The sequence below is a fragment of the Nocardia amikacinitolerans NBRC 108937 genome (assembly GCF_001612615.1).
In the GTDB taxonomy this organism is placed as follows: domain Bacteria; phylum Actinomycetota; class Actinomycetes; order Mycobacteriales; family Mycobacteriaceae; genus Nocardia; species Nocardia amikacinitolerans.
Genome location: NZ_BDAU01000047.1, coordinates 17,657 through 43,065, shown reverse-complemented (window position 1 = coordinate 43,065; position 25,409 = coordinate 17,657). Strand labels below are relative to the sequence as shown.

At 68.3% G+C, this 25,409-nt stretch carries 24 protein-coding genes and 1 tRNA gene; 8 read left to right on the top strand and 17 right to left on the bottom strand.

Annotated elements, in window-relative coordinates; genetic code table 11:
- Positions 1-9 precede the first annotated feature (9 nt).
- The 6 genes from NAM01S_RS29045 to NAM01S_RS29020 form a co-directional block, all read right to left on the bottom strand.
- Positions 10-969 carry an alpha/beta hydrolase gene (locus NAM01S_RS29045; protein ID WP_067791311.1) on the bottom strand — a complete coding sequence of 320 codons (960 nt, stop codon included), beginning with the start codon at positions 967-969 and terminating at the stop codon, positions 10-12.
- Between the two features lie 134 nt (positions 970-1,103).
- Positions 1,104-1,538: an HIT family protein gene (locus NAM01S_RS29040; protein WP_067791309.1), complete on the bottom strand. Its 435-nt coding sequence runs from the start codon at positions 1,536-1,538 to the stop codon at positions 1,104-1,106.
- Between the two features lie 392 nt (positions 1,539-1,930).
- The gene (locus NAM01S_RS29035) at positions 1,931-2,461 is read right to left on the bottom strand and encodes a hypothetical protein (protein ID WP_067791307.1); all 531 of its coding nucleotides are present in this window, start codon (positions 2,459-2,461) and stop codon (positions 1,931-1,933) included.
- A 63-nt stretch (positions 2,462-2,524) separates the two neighbouring features.
- Complete coding sequence (purB, locus tag NAM01S_RS29030) at positions 2,525-3,946, bottom strand: adenylosuccinate lyase (protein WP_067791305.1); 1,422 nt, start codon at positions 3,944-3,946, stop codon at positions 2,525-2,527.
- Between the two features lie 6 nt (positions 3,947-3,952).
- Positions 3,953-4,591: a TetR/AcrR family transcriptional regulator gene (locus NAM01S_RS29025; RefSeq protein ID WP_067791303.1), complete on the bottom strand. Its 639-nt coding sequence runs from the start codon at positions 4,589-4,591 to the stop codon at positions 3,953-3,955.
- A gap of 129 nt (positions 4,592-4,720) precedes the next feature.
- Positions 4,721-5,890, bottom strand: a complete 1,170-nt coding sequence (locus tag NAM01S_RS29020) for a pyridoxal phosphate-dependent aminotransferase (RefSeq protein ID WP_218018475.1) — start codon at positions 5,888-5,890, stop codon at positions 4,721-4,723.
- A 128-nt stretch (positions 5,891-6,018) separates the two neighbouring features.
- On the opposite strand from NAM01S_RS29020, the gene NAM01S_RS29015 reads away from it, so the two are divergent.
- Complete coding sequence (locus NAM01S_RS29015) at positions 6,019-6,978, top strand: M23 family metallopeptidase (protein WP_067791299.1); 960 nt, start codon at positions 6,019-6,021, stop codon at positions 6,976-6,978.
- Between the two features lie 197 nt (positions 6,979-7,175).
- On the opposite strand, the gene purD is transcribed toward NAM01S_RS29015, so the two are convergent.
- The gene (gene purD / locus NAM01S_RS29010) at positions 7,176-8,453 is read right to left on the bottom strand and encodes a phosphoribosylamine--glycine ligase (RefSeq protein ID WP_067791360.1); all 1,278 of its coding nucleotides are present in this window, start codon (positions 8,451-8,453) and stop codon (positions 7,176-7,178) included.
- Positions 8,454-8,678: 225 nt separating this feature from the next.
- On the opposite strand from purD, the gene NAM01S_RS29005 reads away from it, so the two are divergent.
- From NAM01S_RS29005 to NAM01S_RS34450, 3 genes are all read left to right on the top strand, one after another.
- Positions 8,679-9,056, top strand: coding sequence for a PH domain-containing protein (locus NAM01S_RS29005; RefSeq protein ID WP_067791298.1), 378 nt, complete (start codon positions 8,679-8,681; stop codon positions 9,054-9,056).
- A 31-nt stretch (positions 9,057-9,087) separates the two neighbouring features.
- Positions 9,088-9,513: an HIT family protein gene (locus tag NAM01S_RS29000; RefSeq protein WP_067791296.1), complete on the top strand. Its 426-nt coding sequence runs from the start codon at positions 9,088-9,090 to the stop codon at positions 9,511-9,513.
- Between the two features lie 573 nt (positions 9,514-10,086).
- A complete protein-coding gene (locus tag NAM01S_RS34450; RefSeq protein ID WP_253798608.1) occupies positions 10,087-11,826 on the top strand; it encodes a glycoside hydrolase domain-containing protein in 1,740 nt (579 codons plus the stop codon).
- Positions 11,827-11,885: 59 nt separating this feature from the next.
- Here the strand turns inward: NAM01S_RS34450 and NAM01S_RS28990 are convergent, their stop codons facing one another.
- The 5 genes from NAM01S_RS28990 to NAM01S_RS28970 all read right to left on the bottom strand — a co-directional run bounded on the left by NAM01S_RS28990 (position 11,886) and on the right by NAM01S_RS28970 (position 15,408).
- On the bottom strand, positions 11,886-12,944 hold the full coding sequence (locus NAM01S_RS28990; protein WP_372511642.1) for an XRE family transcriptional regulator: 1,059 nt from the start codon (positions 12,942-12,944) through the stop codon (positions 11,886-11,888).
- A 37-nt stretch (positions 12,945-12,981) separates the two neighbouring features.
- Positions 12,982-13,704, bottom strand: a complete 723-nt coding sequence (locus tag NAM01S_RS28985) for a hypothetical protein (protein ID WP_157107966.1) — start codon at positions 13,702-13,704, stop codon at positions 12,982-12,984.
- Between the two features lie 292 nt (positions 13,705-13,996).
- Positions 13,997-14,068 (bottom strand) — tRNA-Thr (locus tag NAM01S_RS28980).
- 111 nt (positions 14,069-14,179) lie between these two features.
- Positions 14,180-14,422, bottom strand: a complete 243-nt coding sequence (locus tag NAM01S_RS28975; protein ID WP_011207082.1) for an MbtH family protein — start codon at positions 14,420-14,422, stop codon at positions 14,180-14,182.
- A 152-nt stretch (positions 14,423-14,574) separates the two neighbouring features.
- On the bottom strand, positions 14,575-15,408 hold the full coding sequence (locus NAM01S_RS28970) for an alpha/beta fold hydrolase (protein ID WP_067791291.1): 834 nt from the start codon (positions 15,406-15,408) through the stop codon (positions 14,575-14,577).
- A 181-nt stretch (positions 15,409-15,589) separates the two neighbouring features.
- Between NAM01S_RS28970 and NAM01S_RS28965 the strand changes: the two genes are divergently transcribed.
- The 4 genes from NAM01S_RS28965 (at position 15,590) to NAM01S_RS28950 (ending at position 20,056) form a co-directional block, all read left to right on the top strand.
- Positions 15,590-15,781, top strand: a complete 192-nt coding sequence (locus tag NAM01S_RS28965; RefSeq protein ID WP_067791289.1) for a hypothetical protein — start codon at positions 15,590-15,592, stop codon at positions 15,779-15,781.
- Between the two features lie 171 nt (positions 15,782-15,952).
- Positions 15,953-17,533 carry an alpha,alpha-trehalose-phosphate synthase (UDP-forming) gene (locus NAM01S_RS28960; protein WP_253785756.1) on the top strand — a complete coding sequence of 527 codons (1,581 nt, stop codon included), beginning with the start codon at positions 15,953-15,955 and terminating at the stop codon, positions 17,531-17,533.
- 64 nt (positions 17,534-17,597) lie between these two features.
- On the top strand, positions 17,598-18,332 hold the full coding sequence (locus NAM01S_RS28955; protein WP_067791288.1) for a response regulator transcription factor: 735 nt from the start codon (positions 17,598-17,600) through the stop codon (positions 18,330-18,332).
- Between the two features lie 269 nt (positions 18,333-18,601).
- The gene (locus NAM01S_RS28950) at positions 18,602-20,056 is read left to right on the top strand and encodes a sensor histidine kinase (RefSeq protein ID WP_067791353.1); all 1,455 of its coding nucleotides are present in this window, start codon (positions 18,602-18,604) and stop codon (positions 20,054-20,056) included.
- Between the two features lie 34 nt (positions 20,057-20,090).
- Here NAM01S_RS28950 and NAM01S_RS28945 read toward each other — a convergent pair whose 3' ends face one another.
- From NAM01S_RS28945 to NAM01S_RS28925, 5 genes are read right to left on the bottom strand one after another with little or no spacing between them, the layout of a single operon-like run.
- Positions 20,091-20,579 (bottom strand): Rv1363c family protein, encoded by a 489-nt coding sequence (locus tag NAM01S_RS28945; RefSeq protein WP_067791286.1) that lies wholly within the window; start codon positions 20,577-20,579, stop codon positions 20,091-20,093.
- Positions 20,576-21,493, bottom strand: a complete 918-nt coding sequence (locus NAM01S_RS34445; protein WP_157107965.1) for an Rv1363c family protein — start codon at positions 21,491-21,493, stop codon at positions 20,576-20,578. Before NAM01S_RS34445 ends, NAM01S_RS28945 begins: the two co-directional genes overlap by 4 nt.
- Positions 21,490-22,908 (bottom strand): MCE family protein, encoded by a 1,419-nt coding sequence (locus NAM01S_RS28935; RefSeq protein ID WP_067791284.1) that lies wholly within the window; start codon positions 22,906-22,908, stop codon positions 21,490-21,492. Before NAM01S_RS28935 ends, NAM01S_RS34445 begins: the two co-directional genes overlap by 4 nt.
- The gene (locus tag NAM01S_RS28930; RefSeq protein ID WP_067791282.1) at positions 22,905-24,152 is read right to left on the bottom strand and encodes an MCE family protein; all 1,248 of its coding nucleotides are present in this window, start codon (positions 24,150-24,152) and stop codon (positions 22,905-22,907) included. Before NAM01S_RS28930 ends, NAM01S_RS28935 begins: the two co-directional genes overlap by 4 nt.
- Complete coding sequence (locus NAM01S_RS28925; RefSeq protein ID WP_372511648.1) at positions 24,152-25,408, bottom strand: MCE family protein; 1,257 nt, start codon at positions 25,406-25,408, stop codon at positions 24,152-24,154. The genes NAM01S_RS28930 and NAM01S_RS28925 overlap by 1 nt, the downstream gene beginning before the upstream one ends.
- Between the last annotated feature and the right edge of the window lies 1 nt (position 25,409).

Below are 25,409 nucleotides of genomic sequence, written 5' to 3'. Positions count from 1 at the left end.
AGCGCCGGGTCAGGCGCCGATGGCCGAGCCGATGGTTGGCCACGAGGCGTGCAGTGTGTCCTGCCAGTAGGACCAGGAGTGGGTGCCGACCGGGCTGTAATCGATGCGGGCCGGAATGGCCAAGCTGCGCAGGCGCTGCTCGAAGGTGATCACACAGGTGTTGATACCCACCTCGACAGGGCCGCCGAGGAAGACGTTCTCGGCGAGCTGCGGCTTGATCTCCGTCTCGTGCGGACCGGGGACGCCGGTGCCGGTGGACAGGTAGATCGTCTTGCCGCGCAAGCGCTCCGCCAGCAACGAGGGGTCGTGCTCGGCCCACGCGCTGGTGCCCGGCGCGCCCCACATATTGATCGGGTTGCCGCCGCGGTTGGCGATCGAGAACATGACGCCGCCCGTGGCCAACCCGGTGTCCGGGCAGGCGCTGTAACCCGCGATCGCGCGGTAGAGGTGCGGGTGGCGGGCGGCCAGGATGAAGGCCGCGGTGCCGCCCATGGAGAGTCCGCCGATCGCGTTGACGCCGTTGCCGTCGAAGTTCTCGTCGATGAGCGGCGGCAGTTCGCGGGTCAGGAAGGTCTCCCACTTGTAGCGGCCGAAGCGCGGGTCGTCCTGCTGCCAGTCCGTGTAGTAGCTGGCCTGGCCGCCCACGGGCAACACCACATTGACGTTCTTGCCGCGGAAGAACGCCTCGGCGTCGGTCGCGTTGGTCCAAGTGCTCTGGCCGACGCCGGGGTCGAGCCCGTCCAGCAGGTAATAAGCGGGCCTGGCGCGGCCGCCCGCCGGGTGCAGCACTTGAACCTGAACCGTTCGGCCCATGGCCGGGGAATCGATGAAGACCGAGGAACGGGTCGGGCTCAGGGAATCGATCCGCACGATCTGGGCGGCGGAGGCGGGGGCCGGTGCGGCGACCAGCAGCCCGAGCATGGCGATCGCGCTGGCAAGCACTGCAACAGCAACTCTGGTACGCCGCACGTCCCACCCTCCATCACCGCGTGAAACTGGGATACAACGTAACTCAGTCCATGGAGTTGCGGAAGGGATCCGAGATCTCGGCTCTTTTACAGCAAACTGCCCAGTACGTAATGGATTTCACGCGGCCCCACCTGTCACAGACCTCCGGCGCGCGCCAGTGCCCCGCGGATGGAGCCTGCGAGATAGTCCAAGTCGGCGCGGGGCGGGGTGGTCGGCCGCCCACGCAGACCGAACCCGTCACCCGGCGTGCGCGGAATGACATGCAGGTGCACGTGAAACACCTCCTGCCCCGCCGTCACACCATCGGCGAGAAAGAAATTGACCCCGTCACACCCCACCTCACTCGCCCGCAGCGCCCCCGCCAGCCGCTGCCCCACCTGAAACAGCTTGCCCCCGATCACCGGATCCAGCTCCGCCAAACACCGCGCCGCCACCCGCGGCACCACAAGCAAGTGCCCAGGCGTCATCGGCCGAATGTCCATGAACGCGACGACATCGTCGTCCTCGTACACCTTGGAAGCCGGCGCCCGCCCGGCAATGATGTCGGCGAATATCGAGTACGGATCCATCCCCGCACCCTAACCGCCCCACCGCCGCCATCGAGCCAGCGCATGCCCCGCTCGACGGGCCCGGCGCCCCGCGCAATCAATTCGGTGTACCGCGATGACGCCTGCTCGTAGGATCAAGCGGCCCCTGGCACTAGCCGGAGGAAGTGGGCGCAGGTCCTGGCCGGACGACCAGCATCTGCGTTCCGCGTGGACCCGGCTCTTCACCGGACGGTGGGCAGCCGGGTTTCGCGCAATTCCACGCCTCTTCACCTTGGCAGCGCCAACGATATCGATGAACGCAATTACGTTGCGTCAGTGCAACGGTGCAGTACAATTGGGGCAGCCCCCGGCACTAGCTAGGGGAAGTGAACCCGACTCTTCTCCGGACGGTGGGCAGTCGGGTTTCGCGCTATCTAGGGCTCTTCGACCTTTCGATGAAGCTGAACCATCGGAAGCACGAGCGTTTTCCACGCCCCGCCTGCTCCGAACGCCCACGCGATCGCGTCCGGCCACCACAGTCCCGGCTCGTTGTGCGGCGGTACGTGCGCGTATGGCAGCTCAGCCGAAGCCTTGTGTAGAACCGCAGCGATGGTGTGCCTATCACGCTGATCCTGAGCTTCCCTCGACTCGACGATCAAACGCTCGGCACGAATATCCACGAGGTAGGTCAGCAGTGCGGTCAGGCACTCGTGCCGAGCCCGGACCTCGACGCCGCGTGCCTCGAACATCGCCACGTTCGCGGTGCCCGATCGCTTCATGGCGGACAGAATGTGGCGCCGCCGCTGATCCGGTTCCTTGGCGAAATGCCAGCGCCGCTGCCCGGGGAGGCAGAATTCGCGGACCAGGCTCCGCGCCTGCGGAACCCGACCCGCGGGAATCAGCGCAGCACACAACAGGTACCGATCTCGACGAACCGACTCGTCGACGAAGGCGTGGATGGGCACCGCAGGACGATACCCGCTCGCTATCGCTCACACGAGCGAATTGCGCCGAGATCGCTACGGGCTCTACAGGATCGGGGAGGGGGTGTAGCGGGCGGCTTCGGGGTAGGTGTCGACGAGTTTTTGGACCTGGGCGATGACGTCGGCGGTTTGGGCGCCCGCGGCGCCGATGAAGGCGGACTTGTCGGCGAGGGCGGTGTCGAGGGCCGTGCGGTCCAAGGGGAGGCGGTGGTCGGCGGCGAGGCGGTCGAGCAGGTCGGGCTCGCGGCCCTGTTCGCGCATGGCGAGGGCGACGGCGACGGCGTGCTCCTTGATGACCTCGTGCGCGGTCTCCCGGCCGACGCCCGCGCGCACCGCCGCCATCAGGATGCGGGTGGTGGCGAGGAACGGCAGGTAGCGATCGAGCTCGCGGGAGATGACGGCCGGGTACGCGCCGAATTCGGCGAGCACGGTGAGGAACGTTTCCATCATGCCGTCGATGGCGAAGAACGCGTCCGGCAGCGCGACTCGGCGCACCACGGAACAGAACACGTCGCCCTCGTTCCACTGCGCGCCCGACAGCTCGGCGGCCATCGAGGCGTACCCGCGCAGCACCACCTGCAGACCGTTGACGCGCTCGCAGGACCGGGTGTTCATCTTGTGCGGCATGGCCGAGCTGCCCACCTGCCCGGGCTGGAAGCCCTCGGTGACCAGCTCGTGTCCCGCCATCAGGCGAATGGTGTGCGCGAACGAGGACGGGCCCGCGCCAACCTGCACCAGCGCGGACAGCACGTCGTGATCCAGCGATCGCGGATACACCTGGCCGACGCTGGTGAACACCGTCGCGAAACCGAGATGCCGGGCAACCTGCTGTTCCAGGGTTGCCAGCTTGGCCGAGTCGCCACCGAGCAGGTCGAGCATGTCCTGCGCGGTGCCCATCGGCCCCTTGATGCCGCGCAGGGGGTAGCGGTCGATGAGCTCGCGCAGCCGGGTCAGCGCGATCAGCAGCTCGTCGGCGGCCGAGGCGAAACGCTTGCCGAGCGTGGTGGCCTGCGCCGCCACGTTGTGCGAACGGCCCGCCATGACCACGGTCTGGTACTCGGCGGCCCGCTCGGCCAGCCGCGCCGCGATGGCGACGCCGTGCGCGTGCACGTGCTCGAGCGAGAGCCGGATCTGCAACTGCTCGACGTTCTCGGTGAGGTCGCGGCTGGTCATGCCCTTGTGCACGTGCTCGTGGCCGGCCAGCGCGTTGAACTCCTCGATGCGCGCCTTCACGTCGTGGCGGGTGACCCGCTCGCGCTCGGCGATGGAGGCGAGGTCGACGTGGTCGATCACCCGCTCGTAGTCGGCGATCACCCCGGCCGGGATGTCGATGCCGAGCTCCGACTGTGCCCGCAGCACCTCCAGCCACAGCCGCCGTTCCAGCACGATCTTGTGCTCCGGCGACCACAGGTGCACCAGTTCGGGACTGGCGTAACGGGTGGCGAGGACATTCGGGACGAGACTCACGTCTGGTCAGTCTAGTGCTCGGAACCTGTCCGCTTGCTGCGGCGTCGCCGGGGCGACGATATCGATCACCTCGAGCAGCGCGCCGCGCGCCATCCGCCGGGGTTCCGGGTTGCTTTCGCTCAGCGCCGCGACCACCGCGCCGTCCACCACCGCGACCAACCTGCGTAGCTGTTCGGGCCGCACCATCCGGTCCGAGCGCCGCAGCACGTCGGCGAGCAGCTCGTCGAGTTGCGCGCGCAGCCGTAGCTGGACCTCGCGTAGTTCGGGATGTCGCGCCGAGGCCACCGAACGCTCGTAGCGGGCGATCAGCTGACCGCGCGCGCCCTCGTCGGGTCCGTCGGAGCCGACCAACAGGTCGAGCACCAGGTCGACGGTCGCCTCGGCGCCGCGGCGGCGGTGACTCACCTCGCCGACCCTGCGGCGCATCGCGTCCAGCTCCGCGTTCCCACTGAACTCGACCGCGCGGGCGATCAGGTCTTCCAGGGACTCGAAGTAGTACGTGGTCGAGGCGAGCGGTAGATCCGCGCGCGTGGCAACCGAGCGATGCCGCACCGCATCGAATCCGCCTTCGAGTAACAACTCGGCGGCGGCCGCTACCAGAGCCTGGCGACGCCGTTCGCCTTTCGGGGTCGTCGCGGTTATCACCGTGCCATCGTGCCAGTCGTCATCAGTTCATCCGTGCGAAATCGAGAGTCGAAAGCCAGCAATCGTTGTTTTACCTCATCTGGGCGTTCCCGGTGCCGAACTGTGGAAACTTGTTGTCGGACTTGAGGTTCAGGCGCCCAGATAGTAGCCGAGCCGGAGCAGCGCCGCTTCGATATCCGCGGTTGCGCCCGCAAACGAGAAGCGAACGGTGCGATGCCCGGCCACGGTGTCGAAGTCGATGCCGGGCGCCAAGGCCACTCCGGTGTGCTCGAGCACTTCGGCGCACCACTTGCGCGAATCGTCGGTCAGGTGGCCGATGTCGGCGTAGGCGTAGAACGCGCCGTCGGCGGGCGCCAGCTCGGTGATGCCCAGCCTCGGCAGGCCGTCCAGCAGCAGCCGCCGGTTCACCGCGTAACGCTGGACGTGGCCGTCGAGCTCGGTTTTGGCCTCGGCGCCGAAGGCGTGCAGCGCCGCGTACTGGGAGACGGCGGGCGGGCACACCGTCATATTGGAGGCCAGCCGCTGCAGCGCGGGCCGCAGCCTGCTCGGCGCGAGCATCCAGCCGAGCCGCCAGCCGGTCATCGAGAAGTACTTGGACACCGAGCCGATAACCACGGATTCGCGAGAGGTCTCCCACGCGGAGGAGGTCTGCGCCGCCGAGCCCGGGGTCTCGTAGGTGATGCCGTGATAGATCTCATCGGAGATCAGCAACGTCCCGTGCGTGTCGCACCAGCGGGCGAGTGCGGCCAGCTCGGCCGGGGTGATCATGGTGCCGGTGGGGTTGGCCGGGCTGGCGACGACCAGACCGGCGGGCGGCTCGGGCAGCGCTTCGAGCATGGCGACGGTCGGCTGGAAGCGGGTCTCGGGGCCGCAGTCCAATTCGACCACCCGGCAACCCAGGGCGGTGAGCGTGTTGCGGTAGGCCGGGTAGCCGGGCCGGGCCACCACTACGGTGTCGCCCGCGTCGAAGGCGGCGAGGAAGATCAGGGTGAACGCGCCGGACGACCCGGTCGTCACCACCACCTCGTCGGGGTCCACGTGGTAGCCGTAGGTGTCCAAGTGGTGCTCGGCGATCGCCTCGCGCAGCTGCAGGATGCCGAAAGTCTCTGTGTAGCCGAGCAATTCGGCGTCGATCGCGGCTTTGGTCGCGCGCAGCACCGGGGCGGGAGCGGGCGTCGAGGGCTGACCGGCCGCGAGCACGAGCACGTCGCCGTGGGTTCGGGCGCGCTCCGCGGCGGCTTTCCAGACATCCATCACGTAGAAAGGTGGAATGGTCGACCGGCGAGATTCTCCTGACACCCGACAGACGGTAGACCCTCGCGCTCGACGGCAGGTCGCCAACGCTCGGCTTTCGTCGAAGAGCTTTCTCGGCCGACACCTGCCCACATCCGCGCCTGCGGCCCGCGCGCACCGCTAAGGTCGGCGTAATGCTTGAAAAGGCTCGCCGCGCGGGGCTCGATCGGGTACGCGGAGTGGGTGGCATCGGCGTCATTCCACCGGATTGGCGTGCCAAGGTGCGGGAGCGGTCCGATCGTGACCCGCGCCGCCTACTCCGCCGCGCCCGCACCGAATTCGCCGAACTGCGTCGCCGCCCCAGACCCGACCTGCGGGAACTGTGGACCGAACAGAAGCGGCAGGACTATCGGGCGCTGCTGCGCAAGCATCGGGTGCTGATCGCCGGGCTGGCCGCGACACTGGTGCTCGCGGGGGCCGACACACCGTTCGACTGGGGCGTCAGCCACCGCGACCCTGGCCCGGACGAAGCCATGCGGGTGTTCTTCGCCCATCCCCAGGAAATGCAATCGACGCCGCCCTCGGTGCGCCGCTATCTCAACGCCATCGCCAGCGGCGAGCGGCGGCGCGAACAGGCCGTTGTCGCCGCCGCGGCGCGAGCGACTCTGGAGCGAGCCAAGGCCGAAGCCGCCGCGGCCGCCGCGGGCGAATGGCAGCCCTGGATGGGTGGCACCGCACCGCTGCCGCCCGGCTCGATCCTGCCCGGCGCCGGCGGTTTCGTTCTGCCGACCCGCGGCACCTTCACCTCCGGATTCGGTTCGCGCTGGGGCACTTTCCACAACGGCATCGACATCGCCGCGCCCATCGGCACCCCGATCTACGCCGTCGCCAACGGCACTGTGATCGACGCGGGCCCGGCCCAGGGATTCGGCCTGTGGGTGCGTATCCGCCACGACGACGGCTCGATCACCGTCTACGGGCACATGTACGACTTCTTCGTCTCCGTCGGCGAACGCGTCCCGGCGGGCATGCAGATCGCCCGCATGGGCAACCGCGGCGACTCCACCGGCCCGCACCTGCACTTCGAAGTGATCGTCGGCGGCCGCCACGTCGACCCGCGTGCCTGGCTGGCGCTGCGCGGGCTCAACTTCTGACCAACGGCACGAAGCTCACAGACCTTTCGCACGCTTCACACAGTCGGTGCCTATGTGAAGCGTGTGAAAGATCTGTGGTGCAGGCATCTTCGCCGGGTGTGCCTGGGTGGCGGGCCTCGCTTCGCACAACTTTTTCACGCTTCGCAGAGGGTGTGCACCCTCTGCGAACAGCGTGATTGCCCTGCGAAGCGGCCGACTTATCGGTTGGGGACTGCGATCCGGTTCTCGACGGCGGCGAGGCCGATATCGGTGCGGTAGTGGCTGCCGGGGAGTTTGATCGAGGCGATGCGGTCGTAGGCCTTGGCGCGAGCCTCGGCGAGGTCGGCGCCGACGCCGACGACGCTCAGCACGCGCCCGCCCGAGGAGACCAGCGCGCCGTCTTCGCGCTGCGCGGTCCCGGCGTGCAGCACGGCCGCGTCGTCGGGCGCGCCTTCGCCGACACCGGTGATCACGTCACCGAGACGCGGACGGCCCGGGTAGTTCTCGGCGGCGACAACCACAGTGACGGCCGAGCCGTCCCGCCAGCGCGGCGGCGCGACCTCGGCGAGAGTGCCGGTGGCGGTGGCGTTCAGCAGCTCGCCGAGCGGGCTCTCCAGCAGGGCGAGCACCGCCTGGGTCTCGGGATCGCCGAAGCGGCAATTGAATTCGACCACCGCAGGCCCGGCCGCGCCGATCGCCAGACCGGCGTAGAGCAGACCGGAGAACGGACAGCCGCGGCGCACCATCTCGGCGGCGACCGGCTTCACCACGTCCTCGACGATGGCGGTGGCGGTCTCCTCGGGCAGCCAGGGCAGCGGCGTGTACGCGCCCATGCCGCCCGTGTTCGGGCCGGTGTCGCCGTCGCCGACGCGCTTGTGATCCTGCGCGGGCAGCAGCGGCACCACGGTCTCGCCGTCGACCAGGCAGAAGAGCGAAACCTCCGGCCCGTCGAGGAACGACTCCAGCAGCACCGGGTGACCCTGTTCGAGCAGTTCCGCGCCGTGATCGCGGGCCGCGAGCCGGTCGGCGGTCACCACGACGCCCTTGCCCGCGGCGAGACCGTCGTCCTTGACGACCCAGGTGGGTCCGAAACGATCCAGCGCCGCGTCCAGCTCGGCGGGGTTGTCGACGACCTCGCTGTGCGCGGTCCGCACGCCGGCCGCCGTCATCACGTCCTTGGCGAAGGCCTTGGAACCCTCGATCCTGGCAGCCGCGGCCGACGGGCCGAAGCAGGCGATACCCGCCGCGCGCACCGCGTCGGCGACGCCGAGCACCAGCGGCACCTCGGGCCCGATCACCACGAGGTCGGCGGCCAGCTCGGTGGCCAGCGCGACGACCGCCTCGGCCGAGGACGGGTCCACCGGACGCACCTGCGCGTGCTGCGCGATGCCCGCGTTGCCCGGCGCGGCGTAGAGCGCGCTCACCGCGGGGTCGCGGCGCAGGCTGAGGACGAGGGCATGTTCACGGGCTCCGGAACCGATGACGAGTACGCGCACGGCCAACAGCTTAGGTGAAGCGACTACCCGCCTCGTCGGGCATCGGCCTTCTGGTCGGCTCGCGTTCGGCGGCCGTTCGCCCAGCGTTCGGCAACCGCTCGCCGTCCGATCGCGAATTCGATTGTCGCCTTTCACCCCTCGCGACCGCGTCGCGTGGATCATGGGTGGGGAGGGTTCGGACCATCCGCCGACCCGCCTCTTCCCACCGCGAAGGACGTACAGATCATGGGTCTGATCGACGGACTGATGGGCAACGCCGGGCGCATAGATCCCGGCCAGGCACAGCAGGAGTACGCGAAGCTGCTCGGCAACGGCGAGCAGATCTACTCCGCCTACCTGCTGGTGCGCGACGCCCTCCTGTTCACCAACCGCAGGCTGATCTTGGTGGACAAGCAGGGCCTGTCCGGCAGGAAGGTGAGCTACCACAGCATCCCCTACCGCTCGATCACGCACTTCGCGGTGGAGACGGCGGGCACCTTCGATCTGGACGCCGAGCTCGTCATCTGGATCGCTGGCACGCACGAGCCGGTGCAGAAGCGGTTCAACCGGCAGGTCGACATCTACGAGGTGCAGGGCATCCTGTCGCACTTCGTGGCGGTGTAGCGCGCGGCCGTCCGCGGACTACGCTGCGGATATGGCTTCCGTCTTCAGTGCGATCATCGCAGGTCAGATCCCTGGTCGATTCGTATGGCAGGACGACGAATTCGTCGCCTTCCTGACCATCGCGCCGGTCACCCAAGGCCACACGCTGGTGGTGCCGCGCAAGGAAATCGACCACTGGCAGGACATCGACGCCGAGACCTTCGCGCGGCTCAACGGCGTCGCGCAGCAGATCGGCAAGGCGGTGCGCGCCGCGTTCGACGCGCCGCGGGCCGGTCTGCTCATCGCCGGCCTCGAGGTGCCGCACCTGCACGTGCACGTCTTCCCGGCCTACAGCCTCGGCGATTTCAATATCTCCGGCGCGGACCCGAACCCGTCGCCCGAGTCGCTGGACGAGGCGCAGGCCAAGATCAAGCAGGCGCTGCGGGATCTGGGCCACGGGGCCAACGTGCCGGACTGAGGCGGTCGGCGCGACGCTCGCCCACAACGACCCAGGGCGCTCGGCTTCGAAACCGAGCGCCCTATTCCGGTTTCATGACTGTTCAACGAACTGCTCTGTCCCGCAGCCGCACTGCTCTACACTGGACGGATAACCGTACCGTTGCTCGAAGACGGCGTTCAGACGTTGCAGCTCCGCACGAAACGAGTGGTGTCATGGGCGATAACCACGAGCAGTTCCCCGCTCCGGCAACAGCATTGCGGCTTCTCCGGAATCTTCTCCCGCGTCGCGGAAGACCCCTCGCCACCGACCGACTATCGACCGTCGGTCCGGCGCATCCCGCAAGGCGCCCTTGACGCCGCGCCGAAGGTGCCCTCCCCTCTCGCACTTTCACATATCCGCGCGCATCGCTCGGCCGCCGCTCGGCGGTAGCCCTCCGTGACACAGGCACGCTCGACGCCGCACTGAAGCGGCGATGCCCTGGCGATCCACGCACCTCGCGGCAGATCGGCTTGCGCACACCGGTCGATCCGCCGCGCACTTCCGCAAGATCCGGATTTCCAATCGCCCTGGAGGGCAACGATGGTCACAGCAGTGGATTACGCAGCACGCCAGATCGACCCGCGAGCCATCCGAGACGCCGGGCACGTCGCGGTGCTCGCCTACGTCTCGACCTCGCGTCCCGGCTCGAACTTCGGGGCAAAACCGCTCACCCGCGAGTACGCCGACCGCATCCGCGCCGCGGGCCTCGACATCGTCTCGATCTGGCAGTACGGCAAACCTGGCAATCCCGAGGCCCCTTCCGACTACACCCTCGGCTTCGAGGGCGGTGCCCGGATGGGTCACGAGGCCAGGGAACGGCACTTCGCCGCGGGCGGTCCCGGCTACTGCCCGATCTACTTCGCCGTCGACGAGGACATCGACGAGCACACCTGGAACACCAAGGCGGTGCACTTCTTTCGCGGCGTGAACAACGCCATCGGCCAGGAGTGGACCGGCGTCTACGGCCACGACGAGGTGTGCCTGTGGGCGATTCGCGACGGCGTCGTCGGGCGGTCGACCACGCCGGGGCGGTACTGGGCCTGGCAGACCAAAGCGTGGTCGGAAGGCGATATCGCCGAGGGGATTACGCTCTATCAGCGCATCGTCGACACCCCGTCGACGCCAGGTCCGAAGATCGACGGCACATCCGTCGACGTGAACGACATCTACGCCGCGGACTACGGGCAGTGGTCGATCGACCGCGCGCCGAGGCCGGTGGCCAAACCCGAGTACGTCGAACTCGACCGGATGGGCAACTCGCGCAGCAGCCGCCACGGCGCGCGCGTCACCAACTTCCTGCTGCACACTCAGGAGGGCAACGGCACCGCGGAGTCGCTGGCGAACTACCTGAACAACACCGCGAACGGTGTCTCCTACCACTACACCGTGCGCGACGGCATCGTGTGCGACGTCGTCGACACCGACTACGCCAGCTGGAGCGTGCTCGACGCCAACCCGTTCACGATCAACCTGTGCTTCGCCGGCTCCCGCGCCGGGTGGAGCAGGGCGCAGTGGCTGGAACGCGAGGACGATGTCCGGATCGCCGCGTGGCTCGCGGTGCAGGACGCGCGCAAGTACGACTTCGAACCGGTCGTCATCCCGCCGCCGTACTGGCGCGGCGAGGGCATCTCGGACCACAAGTACGTCACCGAGGAACTCGGGATCGGCACGCACACCGACGTCGGCTACAACTTCATCTGGGACCGGCTGGAAACCTTCGTCAACGAATACGCGGGCGGCGGACCACCGCCCGGCCAGGGCAACGCCATCAACGACGCTGCCGCCGCCGCGCCGTGGCTCGGCAGGCGGATCACCCCGGGCGAGATCCCGACCCCGGACGGCGTCGGCCGCCGCGCCGAATTCGAGAACGGCCAGGTGTATTGGCATCCGAACACCGGCGCGCACGCCATACCCACGCGGTTGTTCGAGAAGTTCGCCGAACTCGGTTGGGAGACAGGCCCGCTCGGCTGGCCGATCACCGACCTGACCATCCTCACCGACCCCGCGGGCACCCGCCTCGGCGAAGTCCAGGGCTTCCAGGGCGGCGCCCTCTACCTCCGCTACGGCGCCGACCGCCCGCCGGTCTGGGTACACGGCGCGATCCGCGACCGCTGGAACCGCTCCGGTTTCGAAAACGGCCCACTCGGCTGGCCCATCGCCGACGAACAACCCTTCGACGGCGGCGCCTACCAGCGCTTCGAACACGGCACCATCTACTGGCCCGGCCGCCGCAACACCGTCGCCCTACTCGGCACCGACGGCCCGGACATGCCCCTCCCCGACCGCGATTGAGATAGCGCAGAGCACGCGCCGCACCGGGGCGATGCGTGCAGCTTCGCAGGATCGCGCGGTCAGACCGCCCGCAGGCGGTATCGGCCGGACGGTCGGCTGCGGTTCCCGTCGCTGGTGACCTCGGTCTCCTGCGCGGCCCGCAGTTCGGTGCCGAATGTCAGTGCGTGAACATCGCCCAATGGCAGGTCGAGTTCGTCGGCGATGATCCGGGCGGTCACCTTCTTGGTGTTGGACCGGCTCAGCACCTGCGGGAAAACTCGCGACATCTCGTAGTTCGGCATCCCACCGGGTTCGGATGATCGGAACCCCCGCGTGGAGAGCTCGATGCATACCTGACGGTAGATCCAGTCGCTGATGCGACCGGCCTTGTGCGCGGCGAAGGCCAAGGCCATAGCGGACACCTTGAACTGGTCGCGCACCTGGAGTATGTCGTCGACCGAGGGGGTCGGTGCGAGGTATTCGACGATGCTTGCCTCAGGCATGAGGAATTCCGAGGCGAAGGCGTCGGCTTCACGTTCGACGGCGGCTGTCGCGCAGGGTTCGCCATCGTGCAAAACGAGATGCCCGATCTCGTGGGCCAAGTCGAACCGTATCCGTTCTGGAGATTTGCGACGCGCCAGGAACACGTACGGGATATCGGATCGCCACATCGAATACGCATCGACCGCATCGGCCAACGGCGGAAGGCTGTAGACGCGAACCCCGCGAGATTCACAGAGCTGCACAAGATTCGGCAGCGGCTTGGTCCCAAGGCCCCAGAAGCCTCGCAGCAACTGAGCGGCCGTTTTCGGGTCGTTGCCCGCCAACGAGGGCAGCGATACCTCAGGCAGCACGAACCGCGCGGAGATCCAGCGGTCGATCTCCATACCGGCAACCCCGGCCGCGACCGCCGCATCACGTTCGCGCGCAGTTGCTCGCCGCGCGGCGCGGAAGCGAACCTCAGTCGAATCGAATGCCGGTGCTCCACCACGAAGGAAGTACCCGGCCGGAAAATCCAGCGTTGCTGCGAGCGCCGCGGCAATTTCCCGCGGCGCCTCACCTGCTTCATATCGAGCGATCGTGCGAGGGATGACCGAAAGTTCTCGTGCCAGCTCGACTTTCGTCATTCCTCGACGCATACGTGCGATCCGGACTCGGTCCGGTTCGAGGTACGCCTCAGCCGACTTCGACGACTTGGAAGTCGACGTCCTGCCCTCCGATATCGCGCGGCGTGGCGCTGACAATTTCCGGCCTCCATTCATCGAGGATGACCCGCACTCTCCAACCTGTGAATTGACCGTCCTCGAAGCCTAGCGGCAGCGAGATTTCCATCCGCACCGACTCCTCGGCGCGGTGGTACAGGAGAAACCACCCACCGTGAGGTGGCCTGGTCCTGCCATCGCCGTCGCGGTCCACGACGCCCGCTCGCAGTGATTCGACAGTGATGAGCGGCGCGGTGCCATTGACCGCTTCGGCGGTGGCTCTCCCTTTGCGCCGCGCGGCGAAGGGGCCCCTCGGGTGGTCGGCGATGCCGGTGACCTCGTTACCCCCGACGGTGGACAAGGTGTACGGCTGACCGATCCGCTGGGAAATCGGCCGATTCTGCGGATCGTCGCCGATCCACAGGTTCGTCCCGGCCAGACGCTCACGCAATGTACCGACAACATAGATCCACCGGATGAGACCTGCGGCGGTCACCGGATGATGCCGGGTCATGTTTCCCGCCCAGGTCTCGCCCGCCTCGACGGCGTCGAGAACATCCGGAACTGCGATACCCATGTGACTGAGGTACGCGGCCGCGTCCGGGGGCTCGATGACGATCGGATGCTGAATCGGCAGTGGCCTGCTCATGCGCTGACACCTCCGGTACGCCTCAATTTTCTGTTGAAAACCGGTCAATCACCAGGTCACGGGCAGGTTAGCACACACACGAAGCATGATCGGCGAATCACGTGAGAACAGCGGAGCCAGAAGCGAATGGTGAAAATAGCTCGCGCACTGCGGTTCTCAGCGAGCGATCCCCAGAACGCCCTGCCGGGGGCAGCATGGGCGATACCTCGGCGGTCGGGTCGATGCTGACCCGTCATGCACCGGAGCCGTAAGGACCGGCAGGGCTCTACCGCTGAGCTCGGCCGCGAAGCGGACGCACAAAGGGCGCCCGGTACGAAACCGAGCGCCCTTCGAGTCTACGAGCCCCCTGTCAGGATTGAACTGACGACCTTTCGCTTACAAGGCGAGTGCTCTACCACTGAGCTAAGGAGGCGAGAAGCGGTGCCAATCATAGCCGGGCTCGCCCGCCGCGTGACACCGGCTTTACGGTGTCACGCGGTGGCGGCTCAACGAGATGTCCCGGCGCAGTATCGGATACCGCGGTTCAGGACTGGGCGCCCTGCCGGGCCGCGTCGTCGGCGGCCATCGCATCGCGCAGACTCTTCGGACGCATATCCGTCCAGTTCTTCTCGACGTACTCGACGCAGGCAGCGCGGCTGTCCTCACCGAACACGACTCGCCATCCGGCCGGAACCTCGGCGAACGCGGGCCACAGGGAATGCTGTTCCTCGTCGTTGACCAGGACGAAGAAGCGGCCGTCTTCGTCATCGAAGGGGTTGGTGCTCAATTTCACCTCACTGGATACTGGCGCTGTGTACGGGATCTGCTCCAGGGTCCGTCCGGCGCGGCGACCGTGCTGATCACGAGTCGTACACCGGAAGAACTCCCCGAGCGTTGTGTCGACCCTAGCAAGGGAGACGTTACGTGTAGGTGGTTACCTCAGGCCGCGAAGAAATCCAGGAGGATCTTGTTGACCGCCTCCGGCCGCTCCAGGTAGCCGAAGTGCCCGGCGTCGGGGATCTCCTGGTAGCGGGCGCCGGGGATGGCGTCGGCCACCTCCCTGGTGAGGTACGGGGGAATCATCCGGTCGTCGGCGAATCCGACGCCGAGGCACGGCACCGAGATCGCGCGGTAGGCCTGCACCCGGTCGAAATCGTGGTCCATCTTGCGCTGGGCGCGGATGCCGGGGGTGACCGGTCCGCCGGTGAATTCGAACAGGTCCAGCCAGTCGCGCGCGGAGTTGGTGTTGGCCATGGTGGCGGGCGAGAGGTTCATCACGGCGGTCACCGCGGCCTCGTACTTCGGCGGCAGTTTCACGCCGCTGGCGTCGAGATCGTGTTCGCCGAGCGAGAGCGTCTTCTGGAACTGGTCGAGCCGTCCGTGCCCGGCCATGAAGACGGCCTTGCGCACCAGGTCGGGGCGGGCGAGCGCGAGTTCCTGCGCGACGCGCGCGCCCATCGAGGTTCCGACGACCAGCGCGGGACCCTCGTCGAGCAGTTCGATGAGGCCCGCGGTGTCGGCGACCAGGTCGTCGATGGTCATGCCGGAAGCCGCCTCGAAGGACGGCGCGATGCCGCGGTTGTTGAAGGTGCAGACCCGGTATCCGGCGGCGACCAGCGCGGGAACCTGGTGCAGTTCCCAGACCCGGCCTGGGCTGCCGGTGCCCATGATCATCACGACGAGCGGACCGCCGCCCTTGACGTCGGTGCCCTTCGCCCGGTCACCCTTGACCTGGTAGTTGAGGGAAATTCCGTTCACCGTCGCCAGCGGCATCTGTGGACCCTTTCGTGTGGTTTATGCTGCGCCCCACGGTATAGGCAAGGGGGTGAGGGTGCACCAGGCACTCGAGATAAGCGGGATACTGGTGCGGCGGCGCCGTTCCATACCGTGAAGCGGCTCCGAGGCCTCGGAGGCCGGGGTCGCTTACCATTGACTATTCGTACGCACGAGCGTAATGAGCCGGGAGGACAAGAAGATGGCCGCGAAGGGCAGCGCGAACGATATCGCGGACGACGAACTGGAACCACTCGCCGACGAGACCGCACGTCAGGCGCAGCGGGTCGTCGCGGCCTACGCCGAGGACGCCGACGAATGCCGGATGCTGCTGTCGATGCTCGGCATCGGCCCCAGCGGACGCGGCGAGTAACGCCCGACCCCTCGCTCGACGACAACGGCGCCGTCGACTCGACAGATCAACTCCAACGCCGAATCAGCGACGCGTGACCGCGGCGAGAGCGATGGGCCCGACCGGGAACCCGCGTGACCGCGAAGACACCGCGAACGCCGCCAACCAAATAAGGATGCGTGAGTGGACCAGATGACCGAACAGCCGTCCGACGACTCCGAGCACGCCCCCGAACTACCCGAACCCGACCAGCCGGAGTCCGGCGCACCGCGCGCCGTATCGATCGCTCCGGAGGGCGCCGGTTCGGGTTTTGTCGTTGTGGCCAACCGTCTGCCCGTCGACCTGGAGAAACTGCCCGACGGAAGTACCCGCTGGAAGCGCAGCCCCGGCGGCCTGGTGACCGCGCTGGAGCCAGTCTTGCGCAACAACAAGGGCGCGTGGGTCGGCTGGGCGGGCGTGCCCGACGTCGAGGTCGAGCCGATCATCGAGGACGGCCTGGAGCTGCACCCGGTGCCGCTGTCGGCGCAGGAGGTGACCGACTACTACGAGGGCTTCTCCAACGGCACGCTGTGGCCGCTGTACCACGACGTGATCGTCCGGCCGACCTACGACCGCAGGTGGTGGGCCGCCTACGTCAACGTGAACCGCAGGTTCGCCGAGGAGACGGCCAAGGTGGCCGCCGAGGGTGCGACCGTCTGGGTGCAGGACTACCAGCTCCAGCTGGTGCCCAAGATGCTGCGCATGCTGCGGCCGGATCTGACCATCGGCTTCTTCCTGCACATCCCGTTCCCGCCGGTCGAGCTGTTCATGCAGATGCCGTGGCGGACCGAGATCATCGAGGGTCTGCTCGGCGCCGATCTGATCGGTTTCCACCTGCCGGGCGGCGCGCAGAACTTCCTGTACCTGGCGCGGCGACTGGCCGGGCAGCCGACTTCGCGCGGGACCGTCGGCGTGCGCTCGAAGCTCGGCGTCGTGCAGGTCGGTTTCCGCACCGTGCGCGTCGGCGCGTTCCCGATCTCGATCGCCTCGGCCGAGCTGGACGAGCACTCGCGGCGCCGCTCGATCCGGGAGCGGGCGGCCAAGATCCGCGCCGAACTGGGCAATCCGAAGAACATCCTGCTCGGCGTCGACCGGCTCGACTACACCAAGGGCATCGACATCCGGCTCAACGCGCTGGAGGAGCTGCTGATCGACGGCCGCGTCGATCCCGCCGAGACCGTCATGGTGCAGCTGGCCACCCCCAGCCGCGAGCGCGTCGAGAGCTACATCCAGATGCGCGGCGACATCGAGCGCCAGGTGGGACGGATCAACGGTGAATTCGCGAGGGTCGGCTACCCGGTGGTGCACTACCTGCACCGGCCCATTCCGCGCGACGAGCTGATCGCCTTCTTCGTGGCCGCCGACGTCATGCTGGTGACGCCGCTGCGCGACGGCATGAACTTGGTCGCCAAGGAGTACGTGGCCTGTCACAGCGGACTCAACGGCGCCCTGGTGCTCAGCGAGTTCACCGGCGCGGCCGCCGAACTTCGCCAGTCCTACCTGTGCAACCCGCACGACCTGGACAGCGTGAAGGACGCGATCGTCTCCGCGCTGGAAGACAACCGCGACACCAAACGCCGCCGCATGCGCTCCCTGCGCCGCCAGGTCCTGGCCCACGACGTGGACCGCTGGGCGCGGGCCTTCCTGGACGCCCTCGCCCAGGACCAGGTGGCGGGCAGTGCGCTGCTGACCGACGAGGACGTCTACCCGGAGTCGGAAAACCCCAGCCGCTGACGCCCACAGCTGGTTCCCAGGAATCCTCCAGCGTCCTCGCAGATACGTGGCGCACCATGAACGCATGAGTGGTGCGCCCGTGGAGCGGTCCCCCGAGGCCAGGGTGCTGGTGGTGGACGACGAGCCGATGATTCTCGAGCTGCTCTCGGTGAGTCTGCGCTACCAGGGCTTCGAGGTGGAGACGGCGATCGACGGTGCGCAGGCGCTGGATCGGGCGCGGAGTTTCCGTCCGCAGGCGATGATCGTCGACGTGATGATGCCCGGCATCGATGGCTTCGGCCTGCTGCCGCGGCTGCGCGCCGACGGCATCGACGCGCCCGTCCTGTTCCTGACCGCCCGCGACGACGTGCAGGACAAGGTGGCGGGGCTGACCCTCGGCGCCGACGACTACATCACCAAGCCGTTCAGCTTGGAGGAGGTGGTGGCGCGGCTTCGGGTGGTGTTGCGCCGCGCCGGGCACAGCGCGCCCGCGAAGGAGAGTTCGCGCCTGCGCTTCGAGGACATCGAACTCGACGACGACACCCACGAGGTGTGGAAGGCGGGCGAGCCGGTCGCCTTGTCCCCCACCGAGTTCACCTTGCTGCGCTACTTCATGGTCAACGCCGGAACCGTGCTGAGCAAACCGCGCATCCTGGATCACGTGTGGCGCTACGACTTCGGCGGTGAGGTCGGGGTGGTAGAGACCTACGTGTCGTATCTGCGCAAGAAGGTGGACACCGGCGAGCAACGCCTGATCCACACGTTGCGCGGCGTCGGCTACGTGATGCGGGCGCCGCAGCGCGGTCGCACGGGGCAGTGAGCGCGGATTCGGCGGACCCGCAGCGCGAACGGAAAGCGCCCGCCGCGAAGCGAACTCGACCGTCGCCCGCCCGTCGTTCAACAGCTAGCCCGTCGGCAGCGCGGGCATCGACGGCCGATCCGTCAGCAGGGCGCCCCAGAGGTCGGTCGGCACAGCCAGGCGCCAAGGCGGCGCAGCGTCCCGGCGATAGGTCGACACGTCGCCGCACGACCGGCGAAGCAGGCCGGATCCGCCGAGTCCGGGAGACGATCGGGCAGCGGCTGGCCGCGATCCCCCTGCGGGTGACGCTGGTGCTCGCACTCGTCGCGCTGGCGGGGCTCGGCCTGGTGGCTTCCGGCATGGCGGTCACGTCGTCGTTGGAGAGGTCGCTGCTGAGCCGCACCGATCAACAGTTGCGCGATGCCGCGATGACCCGCGTCCGGATGACGCGCCCGCCGCTGCCGCCGCCGAGTCCGCCAACGGATCAGCGCAGTGCGCCGAGCCCGTTCTACATCTTCACCGAGAACCACAACGGCACTGGCTCTTTCGTGTTGCAGCCCTTCGATGTCGAGGCCGCCCCCGCGCTGCCGGATCCGCCGTCGGCGCGACCGGTGACGGTGGGTTCGGCGGGCGACGCCGACGTCGAGTGGCGCGTGATGACCGTGCAGAGCCAGGAAACGACCACCACCATCGCGCTGCCCCTCACCCAGAACCAGGAGACCGTGCGTCGACTGGTGATGCTGCAACTGGTGATCGGTCTCGCCGTGCTCGCCGCGCTGGCGCTCGCCGCCTATTTCGTGATCCGTCGCAGCCTGCGCCCGCTGCGCCGGGTGGAGAACATCGCGGCGGCCATCGCGCGGGGCGACATGCACCGTCGAGTTCCCGTGCGCGGCACCAACACCGAGGTGGACCGGCTGTCCCGTTCGTTGAACGGCATGCTGGCGCAGATCCAGTCCGCATTCGCCGCGACCGAGGCGTCGGAGGCGGCGGCCAAGCGCTCCGAGGCGAAGATGCGCCGTTTCGTCGCGGACGCCAGCCACGAATTGCGCACGCCGCTCACCACCATTCGCGGCTTCGCCGAGCTGTACCGGCAGGGCGCGACCACCGATCCCGCGATGTTCATGGACCGGATCGAACGCGAGGCGCAGCGGATGGGCCTGCTCGTCGAAGACCTGCTGATGCTGGCGAGGCTGGACGCGCAACGTCCGCTGGAGACCGGCACGGTGGATCTGCTCGCGGTCGCCAGCGACGCGGTGCACAACGCGCGCGCCGTCGCCGCTGCCGCCGACCCGGACGGGGCCCGCCGCCCGATCGCACTCGAAGTGCGGGAGGGTGCAGGCACTTTGGAGATCCAGGGCGACGAGGCCAGGTTGCGCCAGGTGCTGGCGAACCTGCTGAACAACGCACTCACTCACACTCCGCCGGACGCCGAGGTGACCGTTCGCCTCACCCCCGCCGACGACGAGGTGCTGCTCGAGGTGGCCGACACCGGCCCCGGTCTGCCGCAAGAGGAAGCCGATCGAGTCTTCGAACGCTTCTACCGCACCGACACCTCACGCGCCCGTGCCAGCGGCGGCACCGGGCTCGGACTCTCCATCGTGCAAGCGCTGGTCGTCGCGCACGGCGGCACCGTGCGGGTCGCGAGCGTGCCCGGCGAAGGCGCCACCTTCACGGTGCGGTTGCCACGCGGCGACCATGCCAGCCGCAACGACAACGCGCGCGACAGCCGGACCCGCGACCACTGATCGGGCCGGTGCGGACGTACCTACCGCAGGCGCGCTAGATCGGCGTCACCGCATCCACGAGCCAGCGATCGTCGGTCTTGTCCAGCGTGACTCGCACCCGACTGCCGGTGGTCGTGCCCTGCGGTGATTCCTTGCTGGTGGTCACCTGATTCAGATACAGGAGCACCACCGCGTGGTCACGGTCGGCGGAGACCACGCCGCTCGCCTGGGTGGTTGCCTTGACGGTGAGCTGCTTCTCCTTGGCGCCCGGCGCGATGGCCTGGGCGATCAGCTTCAGGTAGTCCTCGCGGAAGTCGGCGGACAGGTTGTCCGCGGCCTTGGGCAGCTCGGTGTCCACGCTGGCGAAGTCGTAGGTGAACATGGCCGAGACGGCTCGGTCGGCCGCGGTGACCGCGTCCTGTCGCGCCCGCTCCTCCTGCCGATCCGACCAGTACCCGAATCCGTTGATGGCCATGACGATCACCGCGGCCAGCGCCACCGCGCCCGCGGCGCCCGCGGCGATCAATCCCCGTGTTCCACTCATGGCACGAACTCCACATTCGAGGCGGACAGGCCGGAATCGGTGCGGCTCACGGTGACCCGGAACCGGTAATACCGCGTCTGCGGCTCGGCCTGACCCGCATTGGTCAGAGTCTGTTTGGCGGCGACGAGCACCTTCGCCGAATCGTCGGCGTCGCTTTCCAAGGCCGCCTCGACGATCTCGCCGTTGGAGACGACCTTGGCCTGCTGCACCACACTCAGGAACGGGTCGACCCGGCCGTCGAATTCGGACTTGAACTGGCCGGAGGCCATCGAGAGGATCCGGTCGATGTCCTCCTTGGCGGAGTCGGCCCGGATGGTGGTCAGGTTCAGAATCGCCTGCCGCGCGGTCTGCACGTATTCGGTGCGACGCGCGTCGCGCCGGTCGGCGGCGTTCGCGAGGAAGGTCGTGACGACAGCGCCCACCACCAGCGCGAGCACCAGGACCGCCGAGGCCGCCATCGCGAGGATGCGTTTGAGACCGAGCTGGTCGCGGCCGGTCGACTTCGCGATGTCGTCCGAGTCGGCGGCGGTCTCGTCCGCGGGCGTCGGCTCGTCGGCCTCCGGCTTTCCGAGGTCGACCGATGGAGAGCCGGAGGAACCCGAAGCCGCCGAACCGGCCTCGGACAGCTCGCCGCTCTTCGCCGAGTCCATGGACTCGGCACCCTTCGCCAGCTCGACGGTTGCGGCAGCCCGCACGGCACCCTCCGGCGGCCCGACCGACTCGGCAGTCCGCACCGGCGCGGCACTTTCGGCACCGCCCTTCGCGGACCCGGTGCCTACCGCGTCCTTGGCCGTCCCGGAACTGATCCGCTCGGTGACCTTCCCCGTCACCGAGGACGCGTCCTCCACCGGCGGGCCTGCCGACCGACTGGCCCGCCTGCGCGCGCGATGTGCATCTCCGTTGATTTCACTCATCGTTGCTGCTCCTCGAGCATCGCCTGCCAGCTCGACGGTACCGTGCCGGAACCGCCCGGTCCGATATCTCCCTGTCGATAGGTGCGGCCGTCGGGACCGATGTACACGCCCGTGGCCGGATCGTAGGACTTCGCCGCCGCCGGCGTCTTGAACGACGCGGGCGCGACCTCGGTCCCTTCGGGCGCGGAACCGCTCGCGGGCGCCACCGGCTGCGGCGGGCCGAACGGCGGGTTGTCGCCCTCGGGCACGTAGCCGGTGCGGCACAGCTCCGGCGTCGGCGCGCGCACGCCCGGGTATTCCATGCACGGCGTGTTGCGGATGCCGCGCACCTCGATGGGCGAGTCCTGCGGGATCTTGCAGTACAGGCCGGGCGGGGTGTCCACGAAGTCCAGTTCGCTCGGCGAGCGGCGCTGGTCCTCGGGCAGGAAGCCGGTGGTGCACGCGGGCGGATCGTTCACGGTCATCATGAAGTCGACGAGCACGCCGTATTCGACCGGGCCGCGCACCGCGGTCATCAGCGCGGCGACCAGCGGCGGATACACGACGAGCAGCTGCTCGAGGCCCGCGTGGTAGATCGTGGAAACCTGACCGACGCTGACCAGGTTCGCGAGCACCAGCGGCAGTGTGGGTTTCAGATCCTGGAACTGTGTGCTCACCCGCTGCATGGCGGCCGGGCCGTCGCGCAGGATGCCGGTCAGCGCCGGGTCGTGGGCGCGCAACTGATCGGTGACGGTGGCCAGGTCGGCGGTCCACGACCGGATCGCCGCGTCCGAACGGATCTGGGTGTCCAGCAGCGGACCGATCTGCTCGATCAACTTCTTGGTCGGCTCGGAGCTGTTCTGCGCCTCCTGAACCAGCAGCGAGGCCGAGTCGATGAAGCGCTGCAAGTCCGGGCCCGCCCCGTTGAAGGCGCGGAAGGCCTCGTCGATGACCTGCCGCAACCGCGTGTCGGCGACGCTGGAGAGCAGGCGATCGGTCTGGTCGAGCAGCGTGCCGACGTCTTGCGGCAGCTTGGTGCGGTCCTCCGGAATCACCACGCCCGCGGCCAGATTGCCGCCCTTGGGGCTCTCCGCGGGAATCAGGTCGACGTACTGTTCGCCGATCGCCGAGACGCTGCGCACCCAGGCGTCGACGTCGGCGGGAATCTTGTAGTCGCTGTCGATGGACAGCTTCGCCTCGACACCCTCCGGCGTGAGCCGGACCTCGTCCACCTTGCCGACATTGGTGCCTCGGTAGGCGACGTTGGCGTGCGGGTAGAGGCCGCCGGTCGCCGCGAGCTGCACGGTGACGTCGTAGCGTCCGATGCCGAACATGGCGGGCAGTTGCACGTAGGTGCCCGCCATGATGGTCAGGCCGATCACGGTCAGCACGGCGAAGATGCCGAGCTGCACGCGGACGAATCGGGTCAGCTTCATCGGCCCGGACTCCCTTGCGGCGCAGTGTTTCCCGCTCCCGGCAGCGGCACGGTCAAACCTGGAATGGCAGGCAGACCGGGAATCGGCGGCAAGCCGGGGATGGTCGGCGTCGGCTGCTGGCCGGGCGCCGGGGTCTGCAACGGTCCGGTCGCCGGGTTGCCGCTGTCGCTCGCGGTGGGCGGGGCGAAGCTGCCGACCACGCCCTCGACGCCGCCGAACCGGCCGCCGAGCGGGGTGCCGGTGAGCCAGTTCGAGTCGAGGCGTTTGCCCGTCATGTCCACCGTCATGAACAGATTCAGGTAGTCGCCCTTGATCGCCTTGTCCAGGTTCTCCATCGGGAACGGGAAGGTGAGCAGGATCTTCAGCGACTCGATGAGGTTGTTCCCGGTGTCGGACAACTGCCGAAGCACCGGCTCGAGGCTGCTCAGGTTCGCCCTCAGGTTCTCGCCGCTGGTGCTGACGACCCGCTGGGTCACATCGCTGAGCTCGCCGAGCGCGGTGATCGCGTGGGTGATGTTCGCCCGCCGGTCGGCGAGCACGGTCAGCGCCGGGTGGATGCGTTCGATCGCGCTGCTGAGGACGTCACGCTGCTGCGCGAGCTGCCCGCCGAAGCGGTCCAGCCCCTCCAGCGCGGCGATGATGTCGCCGGTCTGCGCCTGCAAGTTCGTGGTCAGCTCGTTCAGCTGCGGAAGCAGGTCGCGGATCGCGTCCTCGCGCCCGCTCAGCGCGGCATTCAGCTCGCGGGTGATGGTCTCCAGCTGCGCGACACCGCCGCCGTTGAGCACCACCGACAGCGAGGACAGCACCTGCTCGGTGGTCGGGAACGCACCGGCGCGGTCCAGCGGGATGACGTCGCCCGCCTTCAACTCGCCTTCCGCGGGCGCGTCGGTGGGTGGACCGAGTTCGATGTGGTTGCTGCCGAGCAGACTCGTCTGACCGATCTTGGCGACCGCGTTGGCGGGCAGTTTCACGTCGCGGTTCAGCGAGACGGTCACCAGCGCGTGCCAGTTCTCCACCTCGATGTCCGAAACCGTGCCCACCGGGACGTCGTCGACGCGCACCGGCGAATTCTGGGTCAGCGTGGTGACATTCGGCATCTGGATGCGGATCTGATACGAGCCCTCACCGGTGCCTTCGGCCCCCGGCATCGGCAGCGAGTTCAGTCCGTCCCATTGGCAGCCGGTGACGCCGAGGGTCAGCGCGACGCCCATCGCGAGGACGGCCGTCTTCCGCAGCGGTCGCATCATCGCCCTCCCCCCGGAATAGCCAGGCCCGCGAGACCTTCTGGCACGGTGATCGGCGCGGGCTGCGGCGTCGATGTCGGCGCGCGCTCGGCCAGCTCTGGCGAGCTGTAGACGATCTGGTTGGGGAAGGCGTGCACGCCGGTGGCCGGGTTGGTCATGATCGGCACGTAGTTCATCGCCAGCGAGTCGATCACCGGCGCGAGGTAGGTGGCGCACAGGTCGGCGGAGCGATCGGACTCGTTCTCCTCCAGCGCGCGCACCGAGCCGCACAGGAAGCTCAGTGGGTCGGCGGTGTTGTTCAGCGCGATGGCGCCGGTGAGTGAACCCTGGGCCGGCTTGTATAGCTGGTAGAAGTTCACCAGCGCCGTCGGCCCCGAATGCAGCACCCGTTCCAGCTCGGGACGCTTGTCCACCAGGATCTGGGTGACCTCGGCCAAGCGCTGCACGCCCTCGGTGAGCTCGGCTCCGCTGCCGTCGAGGAAGCGCTTGACGTCGGCCATCGCGATATCCAGATTGTCCAGTCCCGCACCGAGATCCGAGGAGACACCGGCCAGCACCGACGACACCGAGGCGAGCCTGCCGCCGAACTGCACGATCTGCTCGTTGCTCGCCGAGAGCACCTCGACGAACTGCTGCAGGTTGCGGATGGTGCCGAACAGGTCGGTGCGCCCGTCGGAGAGGGTGCTCAGGGTGGCCGAGAGTTCGCGCAGGGTCTCGCGCATCCGCTCTCCGTTGCCGTCGAGGTTGTCCGCCGCGGTGTTGACGAAGCGCCCGAACGAGCCCTGCTCGTCGTCCCCGACCGGTCCGAGAGTCGTTGCCAGCTTGGACAACTCGGCCTTGATGTCGTCCCACTCCACCGGAACGGCGGTGCGCTCGATCGGGATGGTCGCCCCGTCGGTCAGCGTGGGTCCGCCGGTGTAGGCCGGGGCCAGCTGGATGAAGCGTGCCGAGACCAGCGAGGGCGAGATGATCACCGCGCGCGCGTCGGCGGGGATGTCGATGCCGCGATCGATGGTGAATTCGACCCTGACCTGTTCGCGGCCGGGCTCGACCTTGTCGATCCTGCCGACGGCGACGCCGAGCACCCGCACGTCGTCGCCGACGTAGAGACCCGAGGTGGACGGGAAGAACGCGGTGACGGTGGTGGTCCCGATCTTGGTGATGCCGCGATAGGCGCCCAAGGCCACCAGCGCGACGACCAGCACGCCCGCGAGCACCAACGCCCAACGGGGGGTTTTCTGAACAACTTTCGGCATT